Source organism: Cupriavidus gilardii, from assembly GCF_017598945.1.
Lineage (GTDB): Bacteria > Pseudomonadota > Gammaproteobacteria > Burkholderiales > Burkholderiaceae > Cupriavidus > Cupriavidus gilardii_E.
The window spans coordinates 132,577-157,886 of sequence record NZ_JAGFTW010000036.1; the positions used below are offsets into that span (position 1 = coordinate 132,577).

Below are 25,310 nucleotides of genomic sequence, written 5' to 3' on the forward strand. Positions count from 1 at the left end.
TCCGCTGCACAAGCCCCGCGTTCTCCTGGCCTCGCCGTCATGACCTTCGCCATTCCCGCCATGCCCTTTCGCCGTCCGTTGACCGTCGCTGCGTTCGATTGCGCTTCGCTTCCCGCGCCCCGCCGCCCCCTGGCGCGCCGGCTCGCCGCCCTCGCCTGCGGCGCAGCGCTGCTGGCCCCGCTTGCTCAGGCGCAGCAGCGGCTGCCGGTGGTCTCGCTGAGCGCCGGCATGTACGTGATCCGCGCCGAGGTCGCCGCCGATCAGCAGTCCCGCCAGCAGGGCCTGATGTACCGCAAGTCGATGCCCGCCAACGCCGGCATGCTGTTCGTGTTCGAGCAGAAGGCCGGTCACTGCTTCTGGATGAAGAACACCGAGCTGCCGCTGTCGATCGCCTTCCTGGCGGACGACGGCACCATCGTCAATATCGAGGACATGCGGCCGCACAGCGAGGACAACCACTGCCCGAAGGCGGCGATCCGCTATGCGTTGGAGATGAACCAGGGCTGGTTCGCGCAGAAGGGCATCAAGGCCGGCGCGAAGATCGGCGGCCTGCCGGCGCAATAAGAAAGGAATAAGGCAGAGGGCCGGAAACGACGACGCGGCCTGTCAGCCAGGCCGCGTCGGCATCCGCCAGGTCGAACCGGCCTCAGTCGCGGAAGTTGTTGAAATCGAGCGGCGCCTCGGACACGTCCTTGCGCAGCATCGCGATCACGCTCTGCAGATCGTCGCGCTTGGTCCCCGACACGCGCACCGCATCGCCCTGGATGCTGGCCTGTACCTTGATCTTGCTGTCCTTGATCATGCGCACGATCTTCTTGGCCAGGTCGCCGGTGACGCCCTTCTTGATCGTGATGACCTGCTTGACCTTGTCGCCGCTGATCTTCTCGGTCTTGCCGTAGTCGAGGAAGCGCACGTCGACATTGCGCTTGGCCATCTTGTTGAGCAGCACATCCTTGACCTGGCCGAGCTTGAAGTCGTCATCGGCAAACGCGGTCAGCTCGCCCTCCTTCTGCTCGACACGGGAGTCGGAACCCTTGAAGTCGAAGCGCGTCGAGATCTCCTTGTTGGCCTGCTCGACCGCATTCTTGACCTCGACCATATTCGCTTCGCACACCACGTCAAACGACGGCATCGCCTACTCCTTCTGTATTTCGGTACCTGGGTACCTGCTGTCCGAACCGCAAACCACGCCGGCGCTCGCCGGGGGTTCCGTATAATCCCGCCAACCCTGCAGTCAGGCCGTTTCGCTCCATCCCGCTGTTCGGGCATCCACGTCCGGCAACTTTTTCCGCATGGCAGATTTCCACGAATTTTATCCGCTGCGCCAGCACAACACATTGGGTTTCGACGTACGCGCGCGCTTCGCGGCCGCGGTGCGTAGCGAAAACGACCTCATCGAGGCGCTGGCCGACCCGCGCGCGGCACAGCGGCCGGTCGTGGTACTGGGCGGCGGCAGCAATGTGGTGCTGACGGGGGATCTCGATGCGGTGGTGCTGCTGATGCGGATTCCCGGCTACACGGTCGCCGGCGATGACGATGCCTGGCTGGTGACGGTGGGTGCCGGCGAGAACTGGCACGCGACCGTCAATCGGACCATCGCCGACGGCATGCCCGGGCTCGAAAACCTGGCGCTGATCCCCGGCAGCGTGGGCGCCGCGCCGATCCAGAACATCGGCGCCTACGGCGTCGAGCTGCGCGAGCGCTTCCACAGCCTGCGCGCCTGGGACCGGCAAACGCGCGGCTTCGTCACGCTAAGCCTCGCCGATTGCGCCTTCGGCTATCGGGACAGCGTGTTCAAGCAGGCCGGCCGCGATCGCTACGTGATCACCGCGGTCACGCTGCGGCTGCCGCGTCGCTGGCAACCGGCGCTTAGCTATGCCGAACTGGCGCGCGAGCTGCACGATCATGCGGCGCCTGACGCGGCGGCGATCCGCGACGCGGTCATCGCGATCCGCCAGCGCAAGCTGCCCGATCCCGCGGTGCTCGGCAATGCCGGCAGCTTCTTCAAGAACCCGGTGGTCAGCGCCGCGCAACGCGACGCGCTGGTGGCCGCGCATCCGGACTTGGTCAGCCATCCGCAGCCCGATGGCAGCTACAAGCTGGCCGCAGGCTGGCTGATCGATCGCTGCGGATTCAAGGGCCTGCGCGAAGGCCCGGTCGGCGTGCACGAGCGGCAGGCGCTGGTGCTGGTGCACCACGGCGGCGGCGATGGCCGCGCGCTGCTGGCCCTGGCGACGCGGATCGCGGACACGGTGCGGGAGCGCTTTGGCGTCGGGATCGAGCCTGAGCCGGTGGTGCTGTAGCGCGATACTGCCAGCCCTCTCCCTCTCCCTCTCCCCCGCCCCTCTCCCGCACGCGGGAGAGGGGAGAAAACCGTAGGGCAATACACCGCTACAACGGCAGATCCTGCAAAAACTCCTTGCGGATATCCACGGTGCCGCGCTTGCCGACGGCATCGTAATGCTGCGCGAGCCAGCCCTGCGCCGCGGTGCGGCCGCGCTCGCGCAGCATCAGCAGGAAATTCCAGTCGGTGACCAGCTTGGTGGACGACGACAGGTCGGCCAGCGCCTCGTCGGCGCGGATCGAATGCAGCAGGATGTATTTGAGCTTGTCGCGGTATTCGGGCTTGAGCCACTCCTCGTCGAGCAGCTTCTGCACAAAGGCGATCGCGCGCATTTCGCGCAGCAGCGACGCGTTGAAGGTGATCTCGTTGAGCCGCTCCATCACTTCCTGCGGCTGCGTGGGCACGTCCGGGCGCGAGATCGGATTGATATGGACGACCAGGATGTCGCGCGTCGCGGTCTGGTAGAAGAACGGAAACAGCACCGGATTGCCCATATAACCGCCGTCCCAGTAATACCGCTCGCCGATCTCGATCGCCGGATACAGATAGGGCAGGCAGGCCGAGGCCAGCACGGCGTCGACGGTCAGGTCGGCCGTCTGAAACACGCGCACGTTGCCGCTGTTGACGTCGGTGGCGGCGATGAACAGCTTCGTTTCCGGACAGGCCCGCACGCGCTCGAAATCGACCTGATCCTCGAGCAGCGCGCGCAAGGGATTGAACGTGCTGCCCTGCGCGGTCGCGCTCCACCAGCCCGACCACATCCGCATCCAGTCCTGCAGCGGCCAGCTGTTGCCAGGTTGGCCGGACAGCCAGTCGACCGTCTGCTGGCCCAGCGTCGAGAACGGCGAGCCGGCGCGCGACACGCCGAACCAGAAATCGTGCAGCTTTTCTCGCGCACGCTCCGGGCCGCCTTCGAGCAGGCCGTCGATCATCACCACCGCGTTCATCGAGCCGGCGCTGGTGCCGCTGATGCCGTCGAAACGCAGGCGCCCATCCTCCAGCAGCGCGTCGAGCACGCCCCACCCGAAGGCGCCGTGCGCGCCGCCGCCTTGCAGGGCGAGATTGATCGGCTTGTGTCGATGGGCCATGCCGGAACTCCGTGAAGCGGGACGATCGGAAGGACGGCCGCGGCATGCGCGCGGCCGAAGACGCGCGGTGGACGATCAGCCGAAGTGGCAGACGTAGTCGAGCGTCTGCTGCACCTCGATATCGAAGCTGCTGTCGCCGGGGACGTTGAACTGCTGGCCCGCGCCGTAGGTCTGCCATTCGTCCGAGCCCGCCAGACGCACGCGGCAGACGCCGGCATTGATCTCCATGATTTCCGGCGCGCCGGTCTTGAAGGTCAGCGAGGCGGGGAAGATCACGCCCAGCGTCTTGCGCGTGCCGTCCGGAAACAGCACGGTGTGGCTGACGCATTTGCCGTCGAAATACAGATTGGCTTGCTTGACCACGGAAACATTGTCGAACTGGCTCATTACTCCTCTCCTGGTAGACGATGGAAACTGGGTGCGGGCATGCGCGGACATGAAAAGAGGGGCCGCCTGGGCCCCTCTCCTTCCTTACCGATGCGCGTGGCAGCCGCTCGCTGACGGCTTACTCGCCGCGCTGGCGGCGCGCATTCTCGGCGATGCGCATGCGCAGCGCGTTCAGCTTGATGAAGCCGCCGGCGTCGGCCTGGTTGTAGGCGCCGAAGTCTTCGTCGAAGGTCGCGATGTTCTTGTCGAACAGCGTGTCCTTCGAATCGCGGGCCAGCACGATCACGTTGCCCTTGTACAGCTTGACGCGCACCCAGCCGTTGACGTTCTGCTGGGTATGGTCGATCAGCACCTGCAGCGCGCGGCGCTCCGGGCTCCACCAGTAGCCGTTGTAGATCAGGCTGGCGTAGCGCGGCATCAGGTCGTCCTTCAGGTGGGCGACTTCGCGGTCCAGCGTGATCGACTCGATCGCACGGTGGGCGCGCAGCAGGATCGTGCCTCCCGGGGTTTCATAGCAGCCGCGGCTCTTCATGCCGACGTAGCGGTTCTCGACCAGGTCCAGACGGCCGATGCCGTGCTTGCCGCCCAGGCGGTTCAGTTCGGTCAGCACTTCGGCGGGCGACATGCGCTTGCCGTTCAGTGCGACGATGTCGCCGCGCTCGAATTCGATGTCGAGGAACTCGGGCGCGTCCGGCGCCTGCTCCGGCGACACCGTCCAGCGCCACATGTCTTCCTCGGCCTCGGCCTTCGGGTCTTCCAGATGGCGGCCCTCGAACGAGATGTGCAGCAGGTTGGCGTCCATCGAGTACGGGGCGCCGCCCTTCTTGTGCTTCATGTCGATTTCGATGCCGGCCTTCTCGGCGTAGGCCAGCAGCTTCTCGCGCGACAGCAGGTCCCACTCGCGCCACGGGGCGATGACCTTGACGCCCGGCTCCAGGCCGTAATAGCCGAGCTCGAAGCGGACCTGGTCGTTGCCCTTGCCGGTGGCGCCGTGCGACACCGCGTCGGCGCCGGTGCTGCGCAGGATCTCGATCTGGCGCTTGGCGATCAGCGGGCGGGCGATCGAGGTGCCCAGCAGGTATTCGCCTTCGTAGACCGCATTGGCGCGGAACATCGGGAAGACGAAGTCGCGCACGAATTCTTCGCGCAGGTCGTCGATGAAGATGTTCTCCGGCTTGATACCGAACTTGAGCGCCTTCTGGCGAGCCGGCTCCAGTTCTTCACCCTGGCCGATGTCGGCGGTGAACGTGACCACCTCGCATTGGTAGGTGTCTTGCAGCCACTTCAGGATCACCGAAGTGTCCAGCCCGCCGGAGTAGGCGAGCACGACTTTCTTGATATCGCTCATGTTCGACTCGATGCGCAAAGGAGGCGCGGACCGGCAGGTAAGACAGCCCGCGCATCGGATAAGGAAAAACGGAAAGCCGCTATTTTGACATGACCGCCCGGGCTTGGGCGGCACATCGCCGGACGGCGCGGCTCAGGGGCATTAAACGATCACCCGACCTTCAATCGCTCAATAGCGCCCGCAAAGCAGGTACTCCATCAGCGCCTTCTGCACGTGCAGCCGGTTCTCGGCCTCGTCCCAGACCACGCTCCTGGGACCGTCGATCACGGCGGCCTCGACTTCCTCGCCGCGATGCGCCGGCAGGCAGTGCATGAACAGCGCGTCGGGATTGGCGCGGTCCATCATCGCGGTGGTCACCATCCAGTCCTGGAAGGCGCGCTTGCGGACCTCGTTCTCGGCCTCGAAGCCCATGCTGGTCCAGACGTCGGTGGTCACCAGATCGGCGCCCTGGCAGGCGGTCAGCGGATCGTCGAAGACCTTGACCAGGCTCGCGGCGGTGGCCGGGACCATCGCCGGATCGAGTTGATACCCCGGCGGTGCGGAGAAATGGAACGTGAAGCCGAGCCGTTCGGCCGCCTGGATCCACGTGTACGCCATGTTGTTGGCATCGCCGATCCACGCCACCACCTTGCCGCGGATGCTGCCGCGGTGCTCGATATAGGTGAAGACGTCGGCCAGCACCTGGCACGGGTGGTATTCGTTGGTCAGCCCGTTGATCACCGGCACGCGCGAATGGGCGGCGAAACGGTCGATGATCTCCTGCCCGAAGGTCCGGATCATGATGATGTCCACCATGCGTGAGATCACCTGCGCGGCGTCCTCGATCGGCTCGCCGCGGCCCAGCTGCGAGTCGCGCGTGTTCAGGAACACCGCGTGGCCGCCCAGCTGGTGGATGCCGGCCTCGAACGACAGGCGCGTGCGGGTCGAGTTCTTCTCGAAGATCATCGCCAGCGTGCGGTCGTGCAGCGGGTGCCAGGTCTCGTAGTTCTTGAACTTGGTCTTCAGAATCCGGGCGCGGTCGAGCAGGTACTCGTACTCCTTCGCATCGAGGTCGCTGAACTGGAGGTAGTGCTTGATCGGCGTTGGGCTCATAAAACAAAGAAGGCGGCTCGATGGGGACACGCGAGGCCATGAACGGTCATGGAACCACGCTGTCGCGGAGCCGCCTTTCGCGTCGCTTGCGCAATGTGAGTTCAGGAATCATAAGGGATTATTCCTGCTTTGGCGAGCCTGGGCGGGCGCCGGGCCATGCCGGCAGAGCGAGCTTCCGGGCTGTACGGCGGCTTATGCGGCAGTCTTATATAAGATATAATACCCGCTGATTCACGCGGGGCCCGGCATACCCTTGCCGCCGCCCGCCGCCGGCATCAAAAGTGCCCCCGCCACTCCCGACGCCCCGCCTTCCGGCCAGATTCGCGCGAACCGATCGCCTCTCGCCGCGTCAAACGGGCGCCCGTTGCGGGTTTCCCGTCGAGTCACCAGCCTCACCGCAGTCCATGAATTCCACCGTTCGCCAGTACTTCATCCAGGGCATCACCAAGGAAGGCAAGACCTTCCGTCCGAGCGATTGGGCTGAACGGCTGTGTGGCGTGATGGCGCAATTCCGCCCGCCTGGCGATACCGGCGATCCTCGCCTGACCTATTCCCCTTACGTGCGGCCCGTGATGGCCGGCGGCGTCAAATGCGTGGTGGTCGACGCGCGACTGCGCGAGATCGAGCCGAAGGCGCTGGACTTCGTGCTGAACTTCGCGCGCGACAACCATCTGCAACTGGTCGAGGCCTGCTCGCTCGATTGAGCGAAGGCCGACGGGCACAGCGAGAGCAAACAGCGAAACGCAAAAAACGAATAGCAAAAAGCCCGTCATCGGACGGGCTTTTTTACTACTGCGTCGACCGCGCACCAGGCGCGGCCGAAGAACGCGGCAATCAGGCGGCCATGGCCTTGATCGCTGCCGACAGACGCGACTTGTGGCGCGCTGCCTTGTTCTTGTGGACGATCTTCTTGTCGGCGATGCTGTCGATCACGGCTTGCGAGTTCTTGAAGATCTCGGCAGCAGCGGCCTTGTCGCCGGCGTCGATCGCCTTGCGGACAGCCTTGACGGCCGTGCGCAGACGCGAGCGCAGGCTGGAGTTGTGCGCGTTCTGGGCGACGGCTTGACGCGCGCGCTTGCGAGCTTGTGCGGAATTTGCCATTTCGTAAATATCCTGAATTCAGATGCGTGCGTGGAGTTGCACAAGAGCGACCCGGGATGCACTGACACACGAATCCGGAACGCAACTATCTTCTCGAATCGGCGATTATACACACAAGGTCGAAGCCGCCGCAAGGAAGATCCCACCCGTCGGCGAAGGCGGCGGGCCGCGCACACCCATCCGTATAATTGGCGCCACAATTGGCGGGCCCCGGCCAGCCCGGTGTGGTGCGGTTGCAACTTTCGGCGCTCGGCGGCCGTCTGACTGCGATCCGCCGCCCCGGCGACGCGCGCCGAGGCGGCGCCTGAACCGTTTCCCTTTCCTCCCCGACCTTGAACCTGCTCAAATCGCTCGCCACCATCAGCGGCCTGACGATGCTGTCGCGCATCACCGGCCTGATCCGCGAGATCCTGATCGCCCGCGCGTTCGGCGCCTCGGACATGACCGACGCGTTCAATGTCGCCTTCCGCATCCCGAACATGCTGCGCCGTATCTTCGGCGAGGGCGCGTTTTCACAGGCCTTCGTGCCGATCCTCGGCGAATACCACAGCAAGCGCGGCGACGCGCCGACCCGGCTGCTGGTCGATGCGGTCGCCACCGTGATGGCGTGGGCGCTGGCCGCAGTGTCGCTGATCGGCGTGCTCGCCGCCCCGGTGATCATGACCATCGTCGCCACCGGCTTTCGCGGCGACAGCCAGACCTACGACGCGGCCGTCTTCATGACCCGCGTGATGTTCCCGTATATCGGCCTGATCTCGATGGTCGCGCTGGCCTCGGGCGTGCTGAACACCTGGCGCAACTTCGCGGTGCCCGCCTTCACGCCGGTGCTGCTGAACCTGTCGCTGATCGGCGCCGCGCTGTTCGTTGCGCCGCATCTGGAACAACCGATCTACGCGCAGGCCTGGGGCGTGCTGGTCGGCGGCGTACTGCAGCTGGCGATCCAGATCCCGGCGCTCAAGCGCATCGGCATGCTGCCGCGCATCGGCGTGAACGTGCGCGCGGCCTGGCGCGATCCCGGCGTGCGCCGCATTCTGCGGCAGATGGGACCGGCGCTGCTGGGCGTGTCGGTGGCCCAGATCAGCCTGATCATCAATACCAATATCGCCTCGCGTCTGGCCACCGGCAGCGTGTCTTTCCTGACCTATGCCGATCGCCTGATGGAATTTCCGACCGCCCTGCTCGGCGTCGCGATCGGCACCATCCTGCTGCCCAGCCTGTCGAAAGCGAGCGCCCGCGAGGACGGCGTCGAATACTCGGCGCTGCTCGACTGGGGCCTGCGGCTGACCTTCCTGCTGGCGATCCCCAGCGCGATCGGGCTCTACGTGTTCGGCAAGCCGCTGACCGCGGTGCTGTTCCACTATGGCAAGTTCGACGGCCATGCGGTGGAGATGACGCGACTGGCGGTGATGGCCTACGGCGTCGGCCTGGTCGGTCAGATCCTGGTCAAGATCCTGGCCCCCGGCTTCTACGCGCGCCAGGACATCCGCACCCCGGTCAAGATCGCGATCGCGATGCTGGTGATGACGCAGCTGGCCAACCTCGCCTTCGTGCCCTGGCTCGGGCACGCCGGGCTGGCCCTGTCGATCAGCGTCAGCGCGACGCTCAATGCCTTGCTGCTGTTCATCGGCCTGCGTCGCGTCGGCGTCTACCGCCCCGCGCCGGGCTGGTGGCTGTTTCTGGCCCAGCTGGCGGCCGCGGCGACGCTGTTGTCCGGCGTGCTGCTGTGGTTCGCGCGCACCTTCGACTGGGTCGCGCTGGGCACCACGCCGCTGCTGCGGATCGCGCTGATGGCTTCGTGCCTGGTGCTTGCGGCGGTCGTCTACTTCGGTACACTGTGGCTCACGGGCCTGCGCTATGCTGCCTTCAAGCGCAAAGCAGCCTGAAGACCATGGCGCCGGCCGCAACCAGGAACCGCTATGACCTCGACCAAAGTCCTGGACTATTTTGCCGCGCTGGTGGCGGACGACAGCGGCATCCCGCTGACCGAAACGGCCCTGTCGATCGCACAGGATGCCTACCCCGACCTCGATCTGCAGGCCGAACTGGCCGCCATCGATGTGCTCGCGCTGCGGCTGAAACGGCGGATTGCCGACGGCACCCCGGCCATCCAGCGCCTGCGCCTGCTGAACCATTTCTTCTACCGCGACCTGGGCTTCGGGCCTAACGCGAACGACTACTACGACCCCGACAATTCGTATCTGAATGTGGTGCTGCGGCAGCGGCGCGGCATTCCGATCTCGCTCGCGGTGCTGTACATGGAGCTGGGCCAGCAGATCGGCCTGCCGCTCAAGGGTGTCTCGTTTCCCAATCACTTCCTGCTGCGGATGTCGATCCCGGCCGGCGAGGTCGTGCTCGATCCGCTGACCGGCGAGACGCTGTCCAAGGAGCAGCTGCAGGACATGCTGGATCCGTACCTGGAACGCGAAGGGATCGCCGATCCCAACGCGGTGCCGCTGGGCCTGTTCCTGCAGACGGCGAGCCATCGCGAGATCATCGCGCGGATGTTGCGCAACCTGAAGGCGATCTATCTGCAGGAGTCGCGCTGGCAGCGGCTGCTGGCGGTGCAGAACCGGCTGGTGATCCTGCTGCCCGATTCGATCGAGGAGGTGCGCGACCGGGGCCTGGCCTATGCCAACCTGGAATGCTTCCGGCCGGCGCTGGAAGATCTGGAGGCCTATGTCAGCGCCCGGCCCGATGCGGCCGATTCGACTCAGATTCGCGACCGCATGCCCGCGCTGCGGATGATGAGCCGGTCGCTGAACTGAGCGGCCCCGAGGAAGAAAGGAAGGAAAGAAAGGAACAGGCCGGCATCGCCAGATGCCGGCCTCGCATCGAGCCGCGTCTTACGACACGCGGCGGCGCTTGTCGCCGCGCCGCAGCAGGCGCCACAGGCCGCCAAGGATCAGCGGCACGATCGCCGCGCTGATGCCGACCAGCACGATCAGGTTCAGGTACTGCTTGATGAACGGCAGGTTGCCGAAGAAGTAGCCGGCAAACACCAGACCCACCACCCAGGTGACGGCGCCGACCACATTGAACAGCTGGAAGCGCGCGAAGGTCATCTGCGACACGCCGGCCACGAACGGCGCAAAAGTCCGCACGATCGGCACGAAGCGCGCGATCACCAGCGTCTTGCCGCCGTGGCGCTCGTAGAAGTCGTGGGTCTTGCGCAGCGCCTGCTGGTCCAGGAAGCGCCATTGATGGTCGAACACCTTGGGCCCGATCCAGCTGCCGACCCAGTAGTTGACGGTATTGCCGCCGATCGCGGCGACCAGCAGCAGGCCGATCAGCACCCACTCGTTCATCGCCCCGGTCGCGCAGAACGCGCCCGCGATAAAGAGCAGCGAATCGCCCGGCAGGAAAGGCGCCACCACCAGGCCGGTCTCGGCAAAGACGATCGCGAAAAGAATGGCGTAGACCCATGCGCCATATTGCTGAATCACGGTGCCGAGGTACTTGTCGACATGCAGCAGCATGTCAATCACCTGCAATACGATATCCAAGACGTTCCCCATCTTTTTCCAGCCCGACATCATACAAGACGAACGTGGCCGCACCGGTGACGAAACGGCGGCTTGAGGAACGTGGGTGCGACCTCCCGCACGCAGCATCGCCACGAAACCATGACAAGGCCGCAACGAAGCCGGCACGTATAATCGCTGCCATGTCCGCGCCGCCCTCCTCTCCTGCCTCCGTCGCCGCTTCGTCCGACCGCCCCCAGCGCCCCCAGGGCCGCCTCGCGCCGGCGCGCCCGATCCGGCCGCTGCCTGACCAGCTGGTCAGCCAGATCGCGGCCGGCGAGGTGGTCGAGCGTCCGGCCTCGGTGGTCAAGGAGTTGCTGGAGAACGCGCTCGATGCCGGCGCGACGCAGCTGTCGGTGCGGCTGGAGGAAGGCGGCGTACGCCGCATCGTCATCACCGACAACGGCTGCGGCATCCCGGCCGACGAGCTGGCGGTCGCGCTGATGCGCCATGCCACCAGCAAGATCGCCTCCCTCGATGAACTCGAATCGGTGCTGACGCTGGGCTTTCGCGGGGAGGCGCTGGCCTCGATTGCCTCGGTCTCGCAGCTGGTGCTGACCAGCCGCACGGCCAACTGCCCCCATGCCAGCCAGATCCATGCGGATACCGGCGCGTTGCAGCCCGCCTCGGGCGGGGTCGGCACGACCGTCGACGTGCAGCACCTGTACTTCAATACGCCGGCGCGCCGCAAATTCCTGAAGAGCGAACAGACCGAACTCGGCCATTGCCTCGAGGTGATCCGGCGCATCGCGCTGGCCCGGCCCGACGTCACGCTGTCGGTCCACCACAACGGCAAGCCGATGGAGCACTGGAACGCCGGCGATGTCGCCACGCGTACCGCGCAGGTGCTCGGCAGCGAGTTCGCGCGGGCGCGGCTGCCGCTGGACGAGCAGGCCGGCGAACTGGCGCTGTACGGCTTCGCCGGACTGCCGACCGCCTCGCGCGGCCGCCCCGACCAGCAGTTCTTCTTCGTCAACGGCCGCTTCGTGCGCGACAAGCTGCTGACGCACGCCGTGCGCAGCGCCTATCAGGACGTGCTGCACGGCGACCGTTTCCCGTCGTACGTGCTGTGCCTGGACCTGCCGCCCGAGCTGGTCGACGTCAATGTGCATCCGTCCAAGATCGAGGTGCGTTTCCGCGAATCGCGTGCAGTCCATCAGTTCGTCTACCACGCGGTGCAGCGCTGCCTGGCGCGCCAGGCGGGCGAGAACGGCGACAGTCTGCATACGGGCGACGACGGCATCGGTCACGGCAACCCAACCCCGGGGCTGCGCGTCGCCGCCACCAGTCCCGCGCAACCCGGCGGTCGCCCCTGGGTCGATTACACCGCGGCCGCGCGCCAGGCCGAACTCGGCATCGCGCAGCCACGGCAGGCGTACCTCGGCATGGTCCGCGATGCGATGTCGCCGTCCGGCCAGCGCTTCGCGCCGTCGAGCCAGCCGCCCGCGTGGCTGGCCGATGCCCGCGCCGCTCGCGCAGACGAACCGCCGTCGCTGCTCGACCGCGTGCCGATGCAGGGGGGGAGCGAGGGACAGGGACCGGATCACGACAGCGACGACCATCCGCTCGGCTACGCGATCGCGCAGCTGCACGGCATCTACGTGCTGGCGCAGAATGCGCGCGGCCTGGTGCTGGTCGACATGCACGCCGCCCACGAGCGCATCCTGTACGAGCAGATCAAGACCGCGCTCGACGCCCGCCAGATGACGGTGCAGCCGCTGCTGATTCCGGTCACGCTGCCGGCCAGCCCGGTCGAGATCGGCGCCGCCGAGGAACACCAGGAAACGCTGGCGCTGCTGGGCTTCGATATCGCGCCGGTCTCGCCGACCACGCTGGCCGTGCGCGCGATTCCGGCGCTGCTGAAGCAGGCCGACGCCGAGGCGCTGGCGCGCGACGTGCTGCGCGATCTGCACGCCTACGGCGGCTCGCGGGTGCTCGCCGAGCGCCAGAACGAGCTGCTGGCGACGCTGGCCTGCCACAGCGCCGTGCGCGCCAACCGCAAGCTGACCATCGAGGAAATGAACGCGCTGCTGCGCCAGATGGAGCAGACCGAGCGCGCCGACCAGTGCAATCATGGCCGGCCGACCTGGGTCCAGCTGACCGTGGCCGAGCTGGACCGGCTGTTCCTGCGCGGCCAGTAAGGCCGCCGCCCCACCGTCGCTATCGCCGCCGTTATCGTCGCCGTTATCGCCGCCGTTATCGTCGCCGTTGTCCGCTTATTCCATGGCCGCCGCTTCGCCCACTCCCATCGTCTGCCTGCTCGGCCCCACCGCCTCGGGCAAGACCGCGGCCGCCCTGGCGCTGGCTGCACGCGCGCCGGTCGAGATCATCAGCATGGATTCGGCGCTGGTCTATCGCGAGATGGATATCGGCACCGCCAAGCCCTCGGCCGCCGAACTGGCCGCGGTGCCGCACCATCTGATCGACATCATCGATCCGGCCGACAGCTATTCGGCCGCGCAGTTCGTCAACGATACCAATGCGCTGATCGACGCGATCCGTGCGCGCGGACGCGAGCCGCTGATCGTCGGCGGCACCATGCTTTATTACAAGGCGCTGACGCAGGGCCTGAACGACCTGCCGCATGCTGATCCGCAGGTGCGCGCCGAGCTCGACGAACTGGCGGCAGAACGAGGCTGGCCCGCGCTGCATGCGATGCTGGCCGAAGTGGACCCAATTACCGCAGCGCGGCTGGCGCCCAACGATTCGCAGCGCATCCAGCGCGCGCTGGAAATCCACCGGCTGACCGGCCAGCCGATGTCGGCGCTGCTGGCCCGGCAGGCGGATGCGCGGACCTTCGACGGCCAGGCCGGCGCATGCTTTCGCGCGATCGCGCTGGAGCCGTCGGACCGCGCGGTGCTGCATGCGCGCATCGAGGCCCGCTTCGACGCGATGCTCGCCGGCGGATTGCTGGACGAGGTCGAACGCCTGCGCGCGCGCGGCGATCTGCATCCGGGCCTGCCGTCGATCCGCTGCGTCGGCTACCGGCAGGTCTGGGAGTATCTGGACGGGCTCTGCGATTTCGCCGCGATGCGTGAGCGCGGCATCGCCGCAACCCGGCAGCTGTGCAAGCGGCAGCTGACGTGGCTGCGGTCGACGCCCGAGCGGGTGGTGGTCGATTGCCTGGCGCCGGACTATGTGGAGCAGGTGGCCCGACTGGCGCAGCTGGCCGCGTAGCATGGGCACACCCGTCGGGCGATAATCGCGTCTTTGTCCCTTGTCCAATTCGATACGGATTCGTCCGACGCCGACATCATGACCGACGCCGCCTTCACGCTACGCCCCGCCACCGCCGACGACTGCGACACGCTGCTGCGCCTGATCGCCGAGCTCGCCGAGTACGAAAAGCTGACCCATCTGGTCGAGGCCACGCCGGAGAAGCTGCGCCAGACGCTGTTCGGCGCCCGTCCGTCGGCCGAGGCGGTGCTGGCCGAGGTGCCCACCGCCGAAGGTCCGCGCGCGATCGGCTTCGCGCTGTTCTTCCACAACTACTCGACCTTCCTGGCCAAACCGGGCCTCTACCTCGAAGACCTGTATGTCGAACCGGCCTGGCGCGGCCACGGCATCGGCAAGGCCCTGCTGGTCCATCTGGCGGGACTGGCGGTCGAGCGCGGCTGCGGCCGCTTCGAATGGAGCGTGCTGGACTGGAACACGCCGTCGATCGACTTCTATCGCGCGATGGGCGCCAGCGTGCTGCCGGACTGGCGCATCTGCCGGGTCACCGGGGAAGCCTTGGCGGCGATGGCGGCCAAGCAGGGCTGACCTCGACACCGCAACACCCCCGACAACACGCCCAAACGAAAACAGGCGGATGCCCGAGCATCCGCCTGTCTTTTATCGGCATTCCGAAGCCGAAGGGAAATCAGACCACCACGGTCGGCGCCTGCCCTTCCTCGCGCTCGCGGATCTCGCCGATCTGCCACACCGCCTCGCCGGCCGCCTGCAGATGCCGGATCGCGCGTTCCGCGTCTTCCTTGGCCACGATCACCACCATGCCGATGCCGCAGTTGAACACGCGATGCATTTCGTCGTCGGCAACGCGGCCCTGGGCCTGCAGCCACTGGAACAGCGGCGGCATCGTCCACGCGTCGCGCTGCAGCACGGCGGTGACTTCCTTGGGCAGCACGCGCGGCACGTTCTCGGTCAGGCCGCCGCCGGTGATATGGGCCATGCCCTTGACCGGCAGCGTCTCGATCAGCGACAGCAGCGGCTTCACGTAGATGCGGGTGGGCGCCATGATGGCGTCCTGCAGGCGCTGGCCGTGGAAATCGGCTTCGAGGTCGGGCTTGGCCACCTCGATGATCTTGCGCACCAGCGAGTAGCCGTTCGAATGCGCGCCCGACGAGGCCAGGCCCAGCACCACGTCGCCCGGCACGATGGTGGTGCCGTCGATGATGCGGCTCTTCTCGACCGCGCCGACCGCAAAGCCGGCCAGATCGTATTCGCCGTCCGGGTACATGCTCGGCATCTCGGCGGTCTCGCCGCCGATCAGCGCGCAGCCGGCCAGTTCGCAGCCGTGGGCGATGCCCTGGATCACGGTGGCCGCCGTATCGACGTCCAGCTTGCCGCAGGCGAAATAGTCGAGGAAGAACAGCGGTTCGGCGCCCTGCACCAGGATGTCGTTGACGCTCATCGCGACCAGATCCTGGCCCACGGTATCGTGGCGGTTCAGCTGGAAGGCCAGCTTCAGCTTGGTGCCGACGCCGTCGGTGCCCGACACCAGCACCGGCTCCTTGAACTTGCGCGACAGCTCGAACAGCGCGCCGAAGCCCCCGATGCCGGCCATCACGCCCTCGCGCATGGTGCGCTTGGCGAAGGGCTTGATACGGTCGACGAGCGCGTCGCCCGCATCGATGTCAACGCCGGCATCGCGGTACGAAAGGCCTGCCTGGCCGGAAGTGGGGGCTGCGCTCATGGAGTTCTGCGGATCCTGGGTGGTGGAAATGACGACACTCGGCGGGTCGAGTCACGCACAAGTGAGGAATGCGGCCCTCGCGGCGCCGGATGGCGGGTCGCGAGTCCAGTAGAATCGCGATTTTAACGGATACAGGGTGTCGGCTTCCAGTTGCATCGGCTCGCGCCGTGCAAACCCGCCGCGCCGGGGGCGACGACGCGCGCTTGCCGCTCGTCCTCGCCCTTCTTTTTGCTGGTCTCTTTTCGCTGGTTTCTTTTTGCCGGTCTTTTCCCCACTGTCCCGATGAACGCCCCCCTGCTGTCCCACGAGGCCAAGCGCATTCTGCTCTGGGTCGCGCTCGGCGTCGCGCTGTTCGCCACGCTGATCGCGCTGGCGCCGGTGCTGTCGCCGTTCCTGTTCGCGTTCATCTTCGCCTACATCCTGAACCCGGGTGTCGACTGGCTGCAGCGGCACAAGCTGCCGCGGATGATCGCCGTCTCGCTGATGATCCTGCTGCTGATCGTCGTCGTGGTGCTGCTGGTGCTGCTGGTCATCGCCGTGCTCCAGCGCGAGATTCCGCAGCTGCGCGAGCAGTTGCCCGAACTGCTGAAGAAGCTCAATTCGGTGGTGGCCCCGCGCCTGTCCGAGCTCGGCGTGCGCGTGCGCTTCGACTTTCCGGGCCTGCGCCGCATGATGTCCGAGCGCTTCGCCGCCAGCCCCGAGGACCTGCTGGCGGTGCTGCTGACCTATGTGCGCGTGTCCGGCACCGCGCTGGTCACCTACGGCGGGCTGGCGCTCTTGGTGCCGATCGTCATGTTCTATCTGCTGATGGACTGGCACATGGTGATGCGCCGGATCGAGGGCCTGGTGCCGCGCCGCTGGGTGCCGAAGGTGCGCGAGCTGACCGCCGAGACCGACGCGCTGCTGTCGCAGTATCTGCGCGGCCAGATCCTGGTGATGCTGATCCTGGCGGCGCTCTACTCCATCGGCCTGACCATCGCCGGGTTCGAGATCGCGATCCCGATCGGCGTGTTCACCGGCCTGGCGGTCTTCATTCCCTATATCGGCTTCGGTTTCGGCCTGGCGCTGGCCATCGTCGCGGCGCTGCTGCAGTTCGGCAACCTGTACGGGCTGGGCGCGGTCGCGGTGGTCTACGGCATCGGCCAGTTCGTGGAAAGCTTCTACCTGACCCCGCGCCTGGTCGGCGACCGGATCGGGCTGCATCCGCTGGTAGTGATCTTCGCGCTGCTCGCCTTCGGGCAGCTGTTCGGCTTCTTCGGCGTGCTGCTGGCGCTGCCGACCTGCGCGGTCCTGCTGGTCGGCGCCCGTCAGCTGCGGCGGCTGTATGTGACAAGCGACCTCTACCGAAAGTAATCGATACGCCATGTCTCCGCGCCCCAAGCAACTGTCGCTCGAACTGGGCAGCCCGCCGCCGTCGACCTTCGAGAACTTCTTCGTCTCCGCCAACCGCGAGCCGGTGCAGCGGCTGCGCGAGCTGCCGGGGGCGGTGGCGCAGGAACGCGCCGCCGACCGGCTGATCTACCTGTGGGGCGAGACCGGCTCCGGCCGCACGCATCTGCTGCACGCGCTGTGCGACGCCGGCGCGCATGCCGGCCTGCGCTGCCGCTATCTGAGTCCGCACCACGCGCTGGCCGACTTCATCTTCGACCCGAGCTGCCAGCTGTACACGGTCGACGATGTCGACCTGCTGGACGAGGCGCGCCAGATCGCGGTGTTTTCCCTGTATAACGAGGTGCGCGCGCACGTGCGCACCGCGCTGGTGGTGGCCGGCAGCCTGGCCCCGGTCACCATGCCGGTGCGCGAGGACCTGCGCACGCGGCTCGGCTGGGGCCTGGTCTACCAGCTCGCCCCGCTGTCGGACGACGACAAGATGGCCGCGCTGGTGCAGGCCGCGCGCGAACGCGGGCTGCAGCTCTCTCCCGAAATCCCCCACTGGCTGGTGACGCGCCACTATCGCGACATGCCCAGCCTGATGGCGCTGCTGGACGCGCTCGACACCTATTCGCTGGAACGCAAGCGGGCGGTGACGCTGCCGCTGCTGCGCGAAATGTTCGCCGAGTTGCGCGAATAGCGCGCAAATCCGGCCGCCATCCCCTTAATGTAAAATCGCCGCCCATGAATCTGGCATTGTTCGACCTCGACCATACTCTGATCCCGACCGACAGCGACCACGAATGGGGCCGCTTTCTGGTCCGTCTCGGCGTGGTCGACGAGGAAACCTACCGTCGCAAGAACGACGAGTTCTACGGCCATTACAAGGCCGGCACCCTCGATATCCAGGCCTTCCTGAAGTTCGCGCTGGCCCCGCTGGCGGCCCATCCGCGCGAGCGCCTGAACGCCTGGCGCCAGCAGTTCATGCACGAAGTGATCGAGCCGGCCATCACGCCGCAGGCGCGCGCGCTGGTCTACAAGCATCTGGACGCCGGCGACCTGTGCGCCATCGTCACGGCGACCAACAGCTTCGTCACCGCGCCGATCGCCGCCGCCTTCGGCATCAAGCACCTGATCGCCACCGAACCGGCCACCGCCGACGGCCTGGCCGAGAGCGCCTACACCGGCGAGGTGTTCGGCATCCCGAGCTTCCGCGAAGGCAAGATCGCCCGCGTCGAGGCCTGGCTGAAGGAACAGGGCGCGCGCTGGCAGGACTTCGCCACCACCACTTTTTACAGCGATTCGATCAACGACCTGCCGCTGCTGGCCAAGGTCACCGAGCCGATCGCCACCAACCCGGACGAGCGCCTGCGCCATCATGCCGCCGCAGCCGGCTGGCGCATCATGGACCTGTTCTGACGTGATCAAGAAGCTTATCAACCGGCTGCTGGGCAAGCCCGGGCCCAAGCAGCGACGCCTCGGCCGCGCGCACACGCCGCGCATCATCACCGCCGACGAGCACCAGATCGATCCCACGCTGCTGTCGCGCAATGCGGTCAAGGTCACCAGCACGCTGCAGCAGGCCGGCTACCAGGCCTTCATCGTCGGCGGCGCGGTGCGCGACCTGCTGCTCGGCATCAAGCCGAAGGACTTCGACGTGGCCACCAACGCCACGCCGGACCAGGTGCAGGCGCTGTTCCGCCGCTCGCGCATCATCGGCCGGCGCTTCCAGATCGTGCACGTGACCTTCTACGGCGGGCGCGAGCAGGAAATCATCGAGGTGTCGACCTTCCGCGCGCTGGTCGATGCAGTGGCCAGCGAAACGCTGCCCGAAGGCCGCCGCCTCAAGCGCGCCGAACTCGACAACAAGACCCACGCGATCGACGCCTCCGGCCGGGTGCTGCGCGACAACGTCTGGGGCTCGCAGGCGGAGGACGCCGAACGGCGCGACTTCACCATCAATGCGATGTACTACGACCCGGCCGAGCAGACCGTGCACGACTACCACCACGGCATGGAAGACATGCGGGCGCGCACGCTGCGGATGATCGGCGACCCGGTCACGCGCTATCGCGAGGACCCGGTGCGGATGCTGCGCGTGGTGCGTTTCGCCGCCAAGACCGGCTTCGACATCGACGAGGCCACGCGCCAGCCGATCGCCGACCTGGCCTCGCTGATCCACAACGTGCCAAGCGCGCGGCTGTTCGACGAGATGCTCAAGCTGCTGATGTCCGGCCATGCCTGGGCCTCGCTGCAGGAGTTGCGCAAGGCCGGCCTGCACAAGGGCCTGCTGCCGCTGCTGGACGTCGCGATCGAACAACCGCTGGGACAGCGCTTCGTGCAGCTGGCGCTGGACAACACCGACCGCCGCGTGCAGGCCGGCAAGCCGGTGTCGCCGGGCTTCCTGTTCGCCGCGCTGCTGTGGCACCACGTGCTGCAGCGCTGGAAGGCGCTGCGCGAGGGCGGCGAGCATCCGATTGCGGCGCTCAACGCGGCGATGGACGACGTGCTCGAGCGCCAGACCGGCCAGCTGGCGATCCAGCGCCGCTTTGTCACCGACATGCGCGACATCTGGGGCATGCAGCCGCGCTTCGAGAAGCGCGTCGGCCGCATGCCGTTCCGCCTGTTGGAATCGCCCCGCTTCCGCGCCGGCTTCGACTTCCTGCTGCTGCGCTGCGAGGCCGGCGAGATGCCGGCCGAACTGGCGACCTGGTGGCAGGACTTCCAGAACGCCGACTCCGAAGGCCGCGAGAACCTGATCGAGGCGGCGCGCGCCTCCGGCACGGCCGGCAGCGAAGGCCCGGCGCGCAAGAAGCGCCGTCGGCGGTCGTCGCGGAAATCGGATAAAGTTTCCCCCCGGGATGAGATGGACGCGGCAGCCGACCAGCAAGGCGGCGCGCGCGGCCAGCCGGAGGAAACCGAATGACACTGGCCTTCATCGGCATCGGCGCCAATCTGGGCGACGCAAAACAAGCCGTCAAGGATGCCATCGTCTGCCTGGCGCAGCAGGTCGGCATCCGCATCGTGGCGCGATCCTCGCTGTACCGCAGCGCCCCGGTCGATGCCGGCGGCGACGATTACTACAACGCGGTGGTCAAGCTGGAGACCAGCTTCACGGCCGCCCAGCTGCTGCGCATCTGCCACCATATCGAAGATCAGTTCGGCCGCGAACGGCCGTTCCGCAATGCACCGCGCACACTGGACCTCGACCTGCTGGTGTTCGGCGACGAAATGCATGACGGCGCCCAGCTGACGGTGCCGCATCCGCGCGTGGCGGCGCGCGCATTCACGCTGGTGCCGCTGCTCGAACTCGAACCCGAACTGGTGATTCCCGGCCTGGGCCGCGCCGCCGACCATCTCCCCGCGGTGGCGGGCCAGCGCATCGACAAGGTGTCCTTCTGCCAATGTACGCGCCAAGCGGAATCTCGCCCTACCTCCTGACCACCGGTCTGCTGACGCTGTCCAATGTGTTCATGACCTTCGCGTGGTACGGCCACCTGAAGGACCTGGCCAGCCGGCCCTGGTATATCGCGGCCATCGTCAGCTGGGGCATCGCGCTGTTCGAATACATGCTGCAGGTGCCGGCCAACCGGATCGGCTTCCAGCATGGCATCTCGCTGGCGCAACTGAAGATCCTGCAGGAAGCGATCACGCTGACGGTGTTCGTGCCGTTCTCGCTGCTGTACATGCAGCAAAGCTTCAAGTGGGACTACGTGTGGGCGGCGCTGTGCATGGTCGGTGCCGTCTATTTCATCTTCCGCAGCTGAACGCGCCGCCCGTTGCGGGCGCCGCGCCGGCAGGCGGACCTTCGAGGCACATCGATGAGCTATCTCCTGGAACCCTCCCGCAAGTCCATCACCATCCCCAAGCTGCAGGCGATGCGCGCCGCCGGCGAGAAGATCGTGATGCTGACCGCCTATGATTCGAGCTTCGCCGCGCTGCTCGACCACTGCGGCGTCGAGGTGATCCTGATCGGCGATTCGCTGGGCAACGTGATGCAGGGCCAGCAGACCACGCTGCCCGTCACGCTCGAACAGATGGCGTACCACACCGAATGCGTGGCGCGCGGCAACCAGACCGCGCTGGTGGTCGCCGACCTGCCGTTCGGCACCTACGGCACGCCCGAGCAGGCGTTTGCCAGCGCCGCGGCGCTGATGCGCGCCGGCGCGCAGATGGTCAAGCTCGAAGGCGGCGAATGGCTGGCGCCGACCGTCAAGTTCCTGGTCGAGCGCAGCATCCCGGTGTGCGCGCATATCGGGCTGACGCCGCAATCGGTGCACGCCTTCGGCGGCTTCAAGGTACAGGGCAAGACGGACGCGAGCGCGGCCCAGCTGCGCCGCGATGCCGAAGCGCTGCAGAGCGCCGGCGCCCAGCTGATCGTGATGGAGGCGGTGCCGGCCGCGCTGGCCACTACCGTGACCAGCCAGCTCGAGATCCCGACCATCGGCATCGGCGCCGGCGTCGACTGCTCCGGTCAGGTGCTGGTGCTGCAGGACATGCTGAACATCTATCCGGGCCGCAAGGCCAAGTTCGTGCGCAACTTCATGGAAGGCCAGTCCTCGATCGAGGGCGCGATCCGCGCTTATGTCGCCGCGGTCAAAGACGGCAGCTTCCCCGCGCCCGAACACACCTTCTCCGCCTGACGCCGCCCGATGGAGATCGGCGCCGCCACCGCGGCCGCGTTCGCGCTGCTCGCCGGCGGCGATCCCGCGCTGTGGCAGATCGTCTGGACCTCGCTGAAGGTCGCCTTCGCCGGGCTGGCGATTGCCACCGCCCCGGCGGTCGGCGCCGCCTACCTGATCGCCACCCATGACTTTCCCGGCCGCCGGGTGGTGGTGGTGCTGTCGCAGGCGTTCCTGTCGTTTCCGACGGTGCTGGTCGGCCTGATTCTCTATCTGTTGCTGACGCGCCAGGGGCCGCTCGGCAGCCTCGAACTGCTGTTTACGCCGGCCGGCATGATCATCGGTCAGGCCGTGATCGGCTTCCCGGTGGTGCTGGCATTCGCGCTGTCGACGCTGCAGGGGGCCGACGCGCGGCTGCGCGAAACCGCGTGGGTGCTCGGCGCCGGCGCCTGGCGCACCTTCTTCACGGTGCTGCGCGAGCTGCGCTTCGGCCTGATGGCCGCCGTGGTCGCCGGCTTCGGCCGCGTGATCGCGGAAGTCGGCTCGGCGCTGATGATCGGTGGCAATATCGAAGGCTCGACCCGTACCATCACCACCGCCATCGCCCTCGAAACCAGCAAGGGCGAATTCGCCCAGGGCATCGCGCTGGGCATCGTGCTGGTGGCCCTGGCCCTGCTGGTCAACGTGCTGCTGGCATGGCTGCAGGGCGCCGGAGGATTTCGCCGATGAATGCACCGGAGCCGGATCGCAACCGCCCTGCCGCCGACGCGCTGGCACCGCCGCTGCTGGTGGTGCGCGGACTGCGCCGCCGGATCGGCGCCCGTGCGCTGTTCGATATCGACGCGCTGGCCTTTCCGCGCGCCACCGCGGTGGTGCTGACCGGCGTCAACGGCGCCGGCAAGACCACGCTGCTGCGCATGATCGCCGGCCTCGAACGCGCCCCCGGCGCGACCGTCGACTGGACCGGCACTGACGGCCAGCCGTGCCGTGCTGCACTCGATCCGCTACCGGCCGCGCTGCGCCAGCGCATCGCCTACATGCATCAGCATCCGTATCTGTTCCGTACGTCGGTGCGCGAGAACATCGCCTACGGACTGCACGCGCGTGGACTGCCGGCCGACGAGGTGGCGCGCCGCGTCGGCGCCGCGCTGGGCTGGGCCGGCATCACGCATGTCCAGGACACCGCGCCGGAGCGCCTGTCGGGCGGCGAAATCCAGCGGGTCGCGCTGGCCCGCGCCAAGGTGCTGGAGCCCGATCTGCTGCTGCTCGACGAGCCCACCTCGAATCTGGACGGCCACGCGCGCGAACAGGTGATCGCCCTGGTGCGCGAGCTCGCCGCCGAGGGCCGCACCGTGGTGATGATCTGCCACGACCGCGACCTGATCAATCTGCCAGGCGTGGTGCGGTGGAAGCTGACCGACGGACGGCTCGACACCCATCACCGCTGACGCTTTCTCGTTCAGGGCGAGAGCAGCGTGGCGGGCAGCACGCCGCGCAGCGCATTGGCGATCGCCAGTTCGTCGGCGCGCAGCAATGTCTCGCGCGTGATCGGGCTCTCGATCACGGCGCCACCCAGATAGGTCTCGCCATCGCGCAGCACCTCTTTACGCATCACGCCCGGCAGGATGTCCGCCGTTAGCGGCGGCGTCAGCCAGCGGCCGTCGACGCGCACGAATACCGAGCTGCGCCCCCCTTCCAGCAGTTCGTCGCGCGTGTTGAAGAACAGGCTGTCGAAGGCCCCCACGCGCTCTGCGTCACGCCACGCCGCGTCGAAGGTCTCGCGCGCGCTGGTCTTGTGCCGGCGCGAGGGATCGGCGACCGGCAAGGCGGTGCGCGCGACGATCAGGCCGACCGGGCCGTCCTTCAGCGGTGCGAGCGCGCCGCTCGTCAATTGCAATGTTCCGGCCTTGTCCAGCGTGACGCGCAGCCGTGCAGGACCTTGCTGCAGGGCCGCCGCTCGCTGGGCGATCGCGGCACGTGCCTGTGCCTCGTCGAATCGAAAGCCAAAACACGCCGCCGAGGCGCGCAGCCGGGCCAGATGCGCATCGAGACGCAGACAGCGGCCCTGCTCGACGCGCATCGTCTCGATCAGCGTGAAGCCGGGATCGTGCCCCGTCAGAAAGCGCGCCTTCCAGCCGCATTCCCCGTATTCGTCGGCGGCAACGCTGTCGTGCACGATGCCGCTGCCGACGCCCATTTCGCCTGCCCGCAGGCCGTCGGCCCGGGGCGGACCGAGCACCAGCGTGCGAATCGCCACGGACAACGCCGCCCGCCCCAGCGTCTCGCCCGGCTCCGGCGCATCGACCCAGCCGATCGCGCCCGTGTAGAGCCCGCGCGGCGCGTGTTCCAGCTCGGCGATGATCTCCATGGTCCGGCGCTTCGGCGCGCCAGTGATCGAGCCGCAGGGAAACAGCGCGGCCATAAGACCCGCCAGCGTGATCCCCGCGCGCGCCGTCGCGGTGACCGTCGACGTCATCTGCAAAACCTGTCCGAAAGGCTGCACGGCAAAGCGCTGCGGCACCTGCACGGTACCCGGCTCCGCGACCCGGCCGAGATCGTTTCGCAGCAGGTCCACGATCATCACGTTCTCGGCCCGGTTCTTGTCGTCGGCAGCCAGCGCGGCGGCCGCTTCGGCATCGCGCTTCGCATCGCCGCTGCGCAAGGCGGTTCCCTTCATCGGCCGCGTCACCAGCTTGCCGCCACCGTCGTGGCGAAAGAACAGCTCGGGCGATAGCGACAGTACCCAGTAGTCGCCCGGCAGCCGGGCCAGCGCGCCATAGGGCACCGGCTGTGCGGCCCGCAAGTCCCTATAGAAAGCGATCGGATCGCCGAAGGTTTCGAACCGCAGGCGCTGCGTGAAATTGACCTGGTAGGTGTCTCCGGCCTCGATCCAGTCATGGATACGGGCGATGGCGGCGTGGAAGTCGGCCGGATCGGTGTCCGAGCGGACGTGCATGGCGCCAGCCGGCACGGTGGTGTCGCTTTGGGCATCCAGCCAGCGCTGAACGGCCGCCGCATCGCACGTTGTCTTGGCGGCGAACCACAGGATGCGCATCGCGCCGTCGGCGAACGGATTGTCGCCGCTGGGCTGCGCCAGTGTCGGCACGCGAACCAGCGGCGCGCCGAATTCGTAGGGGGCGAACATGCAGGCATGCCATCCGGCCTGCCAGCCTTGCTGCATCCGCGATTCGAAGTCATCCAGCGCGCCAGCAGGGACCACGTCCATCCGCATGAACTCCGTATAGAGCCGGCAAGTTGCCGCCGCCTCCGTGGCGTCGTCGAGCAGGACAAACGGGGCACCGGCCTCGATCCGTGGCAGGACGGACGACGTAGATTCGGCAGATCTGTGGGACAGCGTGGACATCGAGCAGCAGGAGAGAGAACGCCTTGGGCGCGCGGCGTCAAGCAGGCAGACAAATGGCAGCCGACATTATCGCCCGCGATGAAAACTTTCCGCCAATTTCCTTGCGACGAGCGACTCGATGGCGTCGTCCGTCTTCCTTCGAACAAGGTCGCGGCCT

Annotated in this window: 26 protein-coding genes; 17 read left to right on the forward strand and 9 right to left on the reverse strand. The window is 67.2% G+C overall.

The window, feature by feature from the left end; genetic code table 11:
- The first annotated feature begins 51 nt into the window (after nt 1-51).
- Nucleotides 52-564, forward strand: coding sequence for a DUF192 domain-containing protein (locus J5T34_RS12490; RefSeq protein WP_432207666.1), 513 nt, complete (start codon nt 52-54; stop codon nt 562-564).
- An 82-nt stretch (nt 565-646) separates the two neighbouring features.
- Here J5T34_RS12490 and J5T34_RS12495 read toward each other — a convergent pair whose 3' ends face one another.
- Entirely contained in the window at nt 647-1,132 is a 486-nt protein-coding gene (locus tag J5T34_RS12495; protein WP_208580027.1) for a YajQ family cyclic di-GMP-binding protein, read from the reverse strand.
- Between the two features lie 160 nt (nt 1,133-1,292).
- Here J5T34_RS12495 and murB point away from each other — a divergent pair, with 160 nt between their 5' ends.
- Nucleotides 1,293-2,303 (forward strand): UDP-N-acetylmuramate dehydrogenase, encoded by a 1,011-nt coding sequence (murB, locus tag J5T34_RS12500; protein WP_208580028.1) that lies wholly within the window; start codon nt 1,293-1,295, stop codon nt 2,301-2,303.
- An 88-nt stretch (nt 2,304-2,391) separates the two neighbouring features.
- Here the strand turns inward: murB and J5T34_RS12505 are convergent, their stop codons facing one another.
- The 4 genes from J5T34_RS12505 to argF all read right to left on the reverse strand — a co-directional run bounded on the left by J5T34_RS12505 (nt 2,392) and on the right by argF (nt 6,259).
- Entirely contained in the window at nt 2,392-3,432 is a 1,041-nt protein-coding gene (locus J5T34_RS12505) for a patatin-like phospholipase family protein (protein WP_208580029.1), read from the reverse strand.
- A 75-nt stretch (nt 3,433-3,507) separates the two neighbouring features.
- Nucleotides 3,508-3,819, reverse strand: coding sequence for a pyrimidine/purine nucleoside phosphorylase (locus tag J5T34_RS12510; RefSeq protein WP_149316696.1), 312 nt, complete (start codon nt 3,817-3,819; stop codon nt 3,508-3,510).
- A 118-nt stretch (nt 3,820-3,937) separates the two neighbouring features.
- Nucleotides 3,938-5,167 (reverse strand): argininosuccinate synthase, encoded by a 1,230-nt coding sequence (locus tag J5T34_RS12515; protein ID WP_174104512.1) that lies wholly within the window; start codon nt 5,165-5,167, stop codon nt 3,938-3,940.
- Between the two features lie 168 nt (nt 5,168-5,335).
- Nucleotides 5,336-6,259, reverse strand: a complete 924-nt coding sequence (gene argF / locus J5T34_RS12520) for an ornithine carbamoyltransferase (RefSeq protein WP_208580030.1) — start codon at nt 6,257-6,259, stop codon at nt 5,336-5,338.
- Between the two features lie 404 nt (nt 6,260-6,663).
- Here argF and J5T34_RS12525 point away from each other — a divergent pair, with 404 nt between their 5' ends.
- Entirely contained in the window at nt 6,664-6,963 is a 300-nt protein-coding gene (locus J5T34_RS12525; protein ID WP_174104514.1) for a DUF3579 domain-containing protein, read from the forward strand.
- Nucleotides 6,964-7,093: 130 nt separating this feature from the next.
- Here the strand turns inward: J5T34_RS12525 and rpsT are convergent, their stop codons facing one another.
- Nucleotides 7,094-7,360 (reverse strand): 30S ribosomal protein S20, encoded by a 267-nt coding sequence (rpsT, locus tag J5T34_RS12530; protein WP_006579059.1) that lies wholly within the window; start codon nt 7,358-7,360, stop codon nt 7,094-7,096.
- Between the two features lie 332 nt (nt 7,361-7,692).
- Here rpsT and murJ point away from each other — a divergent pair, with 332 nt between their 5' ends.
- The gene (murJ, locus tag J5T34_RS12535) at nt 7,693-9,243 is read left to right on the forward strand and encodes a murein biosynthesis integral membrane protein MurJ (protein WP_208580031.1); all 1,551 of its coding nucleotides are present in this window, start codon (nt 7,693-7,695) and stop codon (nt 9,241-9,243) included.
- A 33-nt stretch (nt 9,244-9,276) separates the two neighbouring features.
- The gene (locus J5T34_RS12540) at nt 9,277-10,125 is read left to right on the forward strand and encodes a SirB1 family protein (protein ID WP_023263957.1); all 849 of its coding nucleotides are present in this window, start codon (nt 9,277-9,279) and stop codon (nt 10,123-10,125) included.
- A gap of 78 nt (nt 10,126-10,203) precedes the next feature.
- Here the strand turns inward: J5T34_RS12540 and J5T34_RS12545 are convergent, their stop codons facing one another.
- Complete coding sequence (locus tag J5T34_RS12545; RefSeq protein WP_157071949.1) at nt 10,204-10,851, reverse strand: VTT domain-containing protein; 648 nt, start codon at nt 10,849-10,851, stop codon at nt 10,204-10,206.
- A 173-nt stretch (nt 10,852-11,024) separates the two neighbouring features.
- Between J5T34_RS12545 and mutL the strand changes: the two genes are divergently transcribed.
- The 3 genes from mutL (at nt 11,025) to J5T34_RS12560 (ending at nt 14,643) form a co-directional block, all read left to right on the forward strand.
- Entirely contained in the window at nt 11,025-13,022 is a 1,998-nt protein-coding gene (mutL, locus tag J5T34_RS12550) for a DNA mismatch repair endonuclease MutL (protein ID WP_208580032.1), read from the forward strand.
- An 82-nt stretch (nt 13,023-13,104) separates the two neighbouring features.
- Nucleotides 13,105-14,058 (forward strand): tRNA (adenosine(37)-N6)-dimethylallyltransferase MiaA, encoded by a 954-nt coding sequence (gene miaA / locus J5T34_RS12555; RefSeq protein WP_208580033.1) that lies wholly within the window; start codon nt 13,105-13,107, stop codon nt 14,056-14,058.
- A gap of 78 nt (nt 14,059-14,136) precedes the next feature.
- A complete protein-coding gene (locus J5T34_RS12560) occupies nt 14,137-14,643 on the forward strand; it encodes a GNAT family N-acetyltransferase (protein WP_208580034.1) in 507 nt (168 codons plus the stop codon).
- 100 nt (nt 14,644-14,743) lie between these two features.
- On the opposite strand, the gene purM is transcribed toward J5T34_RS12560, so the two are convergent.
- Nucleotides 14,744-15,796 (reverse strand): phosphoribosylformylglycinamidine cyclo-ligase, encoded by a 1,053-nt coding sequence (gene purM, locus J5T34_RS12565; RefSeq protein ID WP_208580035.1) that lies wholly within the window; start codon nt 15,794-15,796, stop codon nt 14,744-14,746.
- 282 nt (nt 15,797-16,078) lie between these two features.
- On the opposite strand from purM, the gene J5T34_RS12570 reads away from it, so the two are divergent.
- Genes J5T34_RS12570 through J5T34_RS12610 form a run of 9 tightly spaced genes read left to right on the forward strand, consistent with a single transcriptional unit; the run spans nt 16,079 to nt 23,237 of the window.
- Entirely contained in the window at nt 16,079-17,149 is a 1,071-nt protein-coding gene (locus J5T34_RS12570; RefSeq protein ID WP_174104520.1) for an AI-2E family transporter, read from the forward strand.
- Between the two features lie 10 nt (nt 17,150-17,159).
- The gene (hda, locus tag J5T34_RS12575) at nt 17,160-17,867 is read left to right on the forward strand and encodes a DnaA regulatory inactivator Hda (RefSeq protein WP_064576515.1); all 708 of its coding nucleotides are present in this window, start codon (nt 17,160-17,162) and stop codon (nt 17,865-17,867) included.
- A gap of 44 nt (nt 17,868-17,911) precedes the next feature.
- The gene (locus J5T34_RS12580) at nt 17,912-18,586 is read left to right on the forward strand and encodes an HAD family hydrolase (protein ID WP_208580036.1); all 675 of its coding nucleotides are present in this window, start codon (nt 17,912-17,914) and stop codon (nt 18,584-18,586) included.
- Between the two features lies 1 nt (nt 18,587).
- Nucleotides 18,588-20,093 (forward strand): polynucleotide adenylyltransferase PcnB, encoded by a 1,506-nt coding sequence (gene pcnB, locus J5T34_RS12585; RefSeq protein WP_208580037.1) that lies wholly within the window; start codon nt 18,588-18,590, stop codon nt 20,091-20,093.
- Nucleotides 20,090-20,608 (forward strand): 2-amino-4-hydroxy-6-hydroxymethyldihydropteridine diphosphokinase, encoded by a 519-nt coding sequence (gene folK, locus J5T34_RS12590; protein ID WP_208580038.1) that lies wholly within the window; start codon nt 20,090-20,092, stop codon nt 20,606-20,608. Before pcnB ends, folK begins: the two co-directional genes overlap by 4 nt.
- A complete protein-coding gene (locus J5T34_RS12595) occupies nt 20,572-20,934 on the forward strand; it encodes a DMT family protein (protein WP_208580039.1) in 363 nt (120 codons plus the stop codon). Before folK ends, J5T34_RS12595 begins: the two co-directional genes overlap by 37 nt.
- A 54-nt stretch (nt 20,935-20,988) precedes the next feature.
- Nucleotides 20,989-21,810, forward strand: a complete 822-nt coding sequence (gene panB / locus J5T34_RS12600; RefSeq protein ID WP_208580040.1) for a 3-methyl-2-oxobutanoate hydroxymethyltransferase — start codon at nt 20,989-20,991, stop codon at nt 21,808-21,810.
- Nucleotides 21,811-21,819: 9 nt separating this feature from the next.
- Nucleotides 21,820-22,518: an ABC transporter permease gene (locus J5T34_RS12605; RefSeq protein ID WP_174104526.1), complete on the forward strand. Its 699-nt coding sequence runs from the start codon at nt 21,820-21,822 to the stop codon at nt 22,516-22,518.
- Nucleotides 22,515-23,237: an ATP-binding cassette domain-containing protein gene (locus J5T34_RS12610; protein ID WP_208580041.1), complete on the forward strand. Its 723-nt coding sequence runs from the start codon at nt 22,515-22,517 to the stop codon at nt 23,235-23,237. The genes J5T34_RS12605 and J5T34_RS12610 overlap by 4 nt, the downstream gene beginning before the upstream one ends.
- An 11-nt stretch (nt 23,238-23,248) precedes the next feature.
- Here the strand turns inward: J5T34_RS12610 and J5T34_RS12615 are convergent, their stop codons facing one another.
- The gene (locus tag J5T34_RS12615) at nt 23,249-25,021 is read right to left on the reverse strand and encodes a chorismate-binding protein (RefSeq protein ID WP_432207667.1); all 1,773 of its coding nucleotides are present in this window, start codon (nt 25,019-25,021) and stop codon (nt 23,249-23,251) included.
- Nucleotides 25,022-25,310 lie beyond the last annotated feature (289 nt).

Excerpts from the sequence above, each read along its gene's own strand:
- J5T34_RS12495 (WP_208580027.1), bottom strand. The coding sequence starts at position 1,132 with ATGCCGTCGTTTGACGTGGTGTGCGAAGCGAATATGGTCGAGGTCAAG.
- murB (WP_208580028.1), top strand. The coding sequence starts at position 1,293 with ATGGCAGATTTCCACGAATTTTATCCGCTGCGCCAGCACAACACATTG.
- J5T34_RS12505 (WP_208580029.1), bottom strand. The coding sequence starts at position 3,432 with ATGGCCCATCGACACAAGCCGATCAATCTCGCCCTGCAAGGCGGCGGC.
- J5T34_RS12510 (WP_149316696.1), bottom strand. The coding sequence starts at position 3,819 with ATGAGCCAGTTCGACAATGTTTCCGTGGTCAAGCAAGCCAATCTGTAT.
- J5T34_RS12515 (WP_174104512.1), bottom strand. The coding sequence starts at position 5,167 with ATGAGCGATATCAAGAAAGTCGTGCTCGCCTACTCCGGCGGGCTGGAC.
- argF (WP_208580030.1), bottom strand. The coding sequence starts at position 6,259 with ATGAGCCCAACGCCGATCAAGCACTACCTCCAGTTCAGCGACCTCGAT.
- J5T34_RS12525 (WP_174104514.1), top strand. The coding sequence starts at position 6,664 with ATGAATTCCACCGTTCGCCAGTACTTCATCCAGGGCATCACCAAGGAA.
- rpsT (WP_006579059.1), bottom strand. The coding sequence starts at position 7,360 with ATGGCAAATTCCGCACAAGCTCGCAAGCGCGCGCGTCAAGCCGTCGCC.
- J5T34_RS12540 (WP_023263957.1), top strand. The coding sequence starts at position 9,277 with ATGACCTCGACCAAAGTCCTGGACTATTTTGCCGCGCTGGTGGCGGAC.
- mutL (WP_208580032.1), top strand. The coding sequence starts at position 11,025 with ATGTCCGCGCCGCCCTCCTCTCCTGCCTCCGTCGCCGCTTCGTCCGAC.
- miaA (WP_208580033.1), top strand. The coding sequence starts at position 13,105 with ATGGCCGCCGCTTCGCCCACTCCCATCGTCTGCCTGCTCGGCCCCACC.
- J5T34_RS12560 (WP_208580034.1), top strand. The coding sequence starts at position 14,137 with ATGACCGACGCCGCCTTCACGCTACGCCCCGCCACCGCCGACGACTGC.
- purM (WP_208580035.1), bottom strand. The coding sequence starts at position 15,796 with ATGAGCGCAGCCCCCACTTCCGGCCAGGCAGGCCTTTCGTACCGCGAT.
- J5T34_RS12570 (WP_174104520.1), top strand. The coding sequence starts at position 16,079 with ATGAACGCCCCCCTGCTGTCCCACGAGGCCAAGCGCATTCTGCTCTGG.
- hda (WP_064576515.1), top strand. The coding sequence starts at position 17,160 with ATGTCTCCGCGCCCCAAGCAACTGTCGCTCGAACTGGGCAGCCCGCCG.
- J5T34_RS12580 (WP_208580036.1), top strand. The coding sequence starts at position 17,912 with ATGAATCTGGCATTGTTCGACCTCGACCATACTCTGATCCCGACCGAC.
- folK (WP_208580038.1), top strand. The coding sequence starts at position 20,090 with ATGACACTGGCCTTCATCGGCATCGGCGCCAATCTGGGCGACGCAAAA.
- J5T34_RS12595 (WP_208580039.1), top strand. The coding sequence starts at position 20,572 with ATGTACGCGCCAAGCGGAATCTCGCCCTACCTCCTGACCACCGGTCTG.
- panB (WP_208580040.1), top strand. The coding sequence starts at position 20,989 with ATGAGCTATCTCCTGGAACCCTCCCGCAAGTCCATCACCATCCCCAAG.
- J5T34_RS12605 (WP_174104526.1), top strand. The coding sequence starts at position 21,820 with ATGGAGATCGGCGCCGCCACCGCGGCCGCGTTCGCGCTGCTCGCCGGC.
- J5T34_RS12610 (WP_208580041.1), top strand. The coding sequence starts at position 22,515 with ATGAATGCACCGGAGCCGGATCGCAACCGCCCTGCCGCCGACGCGCTG.
- J5T34_RS12615 (WP_432207667.1), bottom strand. The coding sequence starts at position 25,021 with ATGCGGATGGACGTGGTCCCTGCTGGCGCGCTGGATGACTTCGAATCG.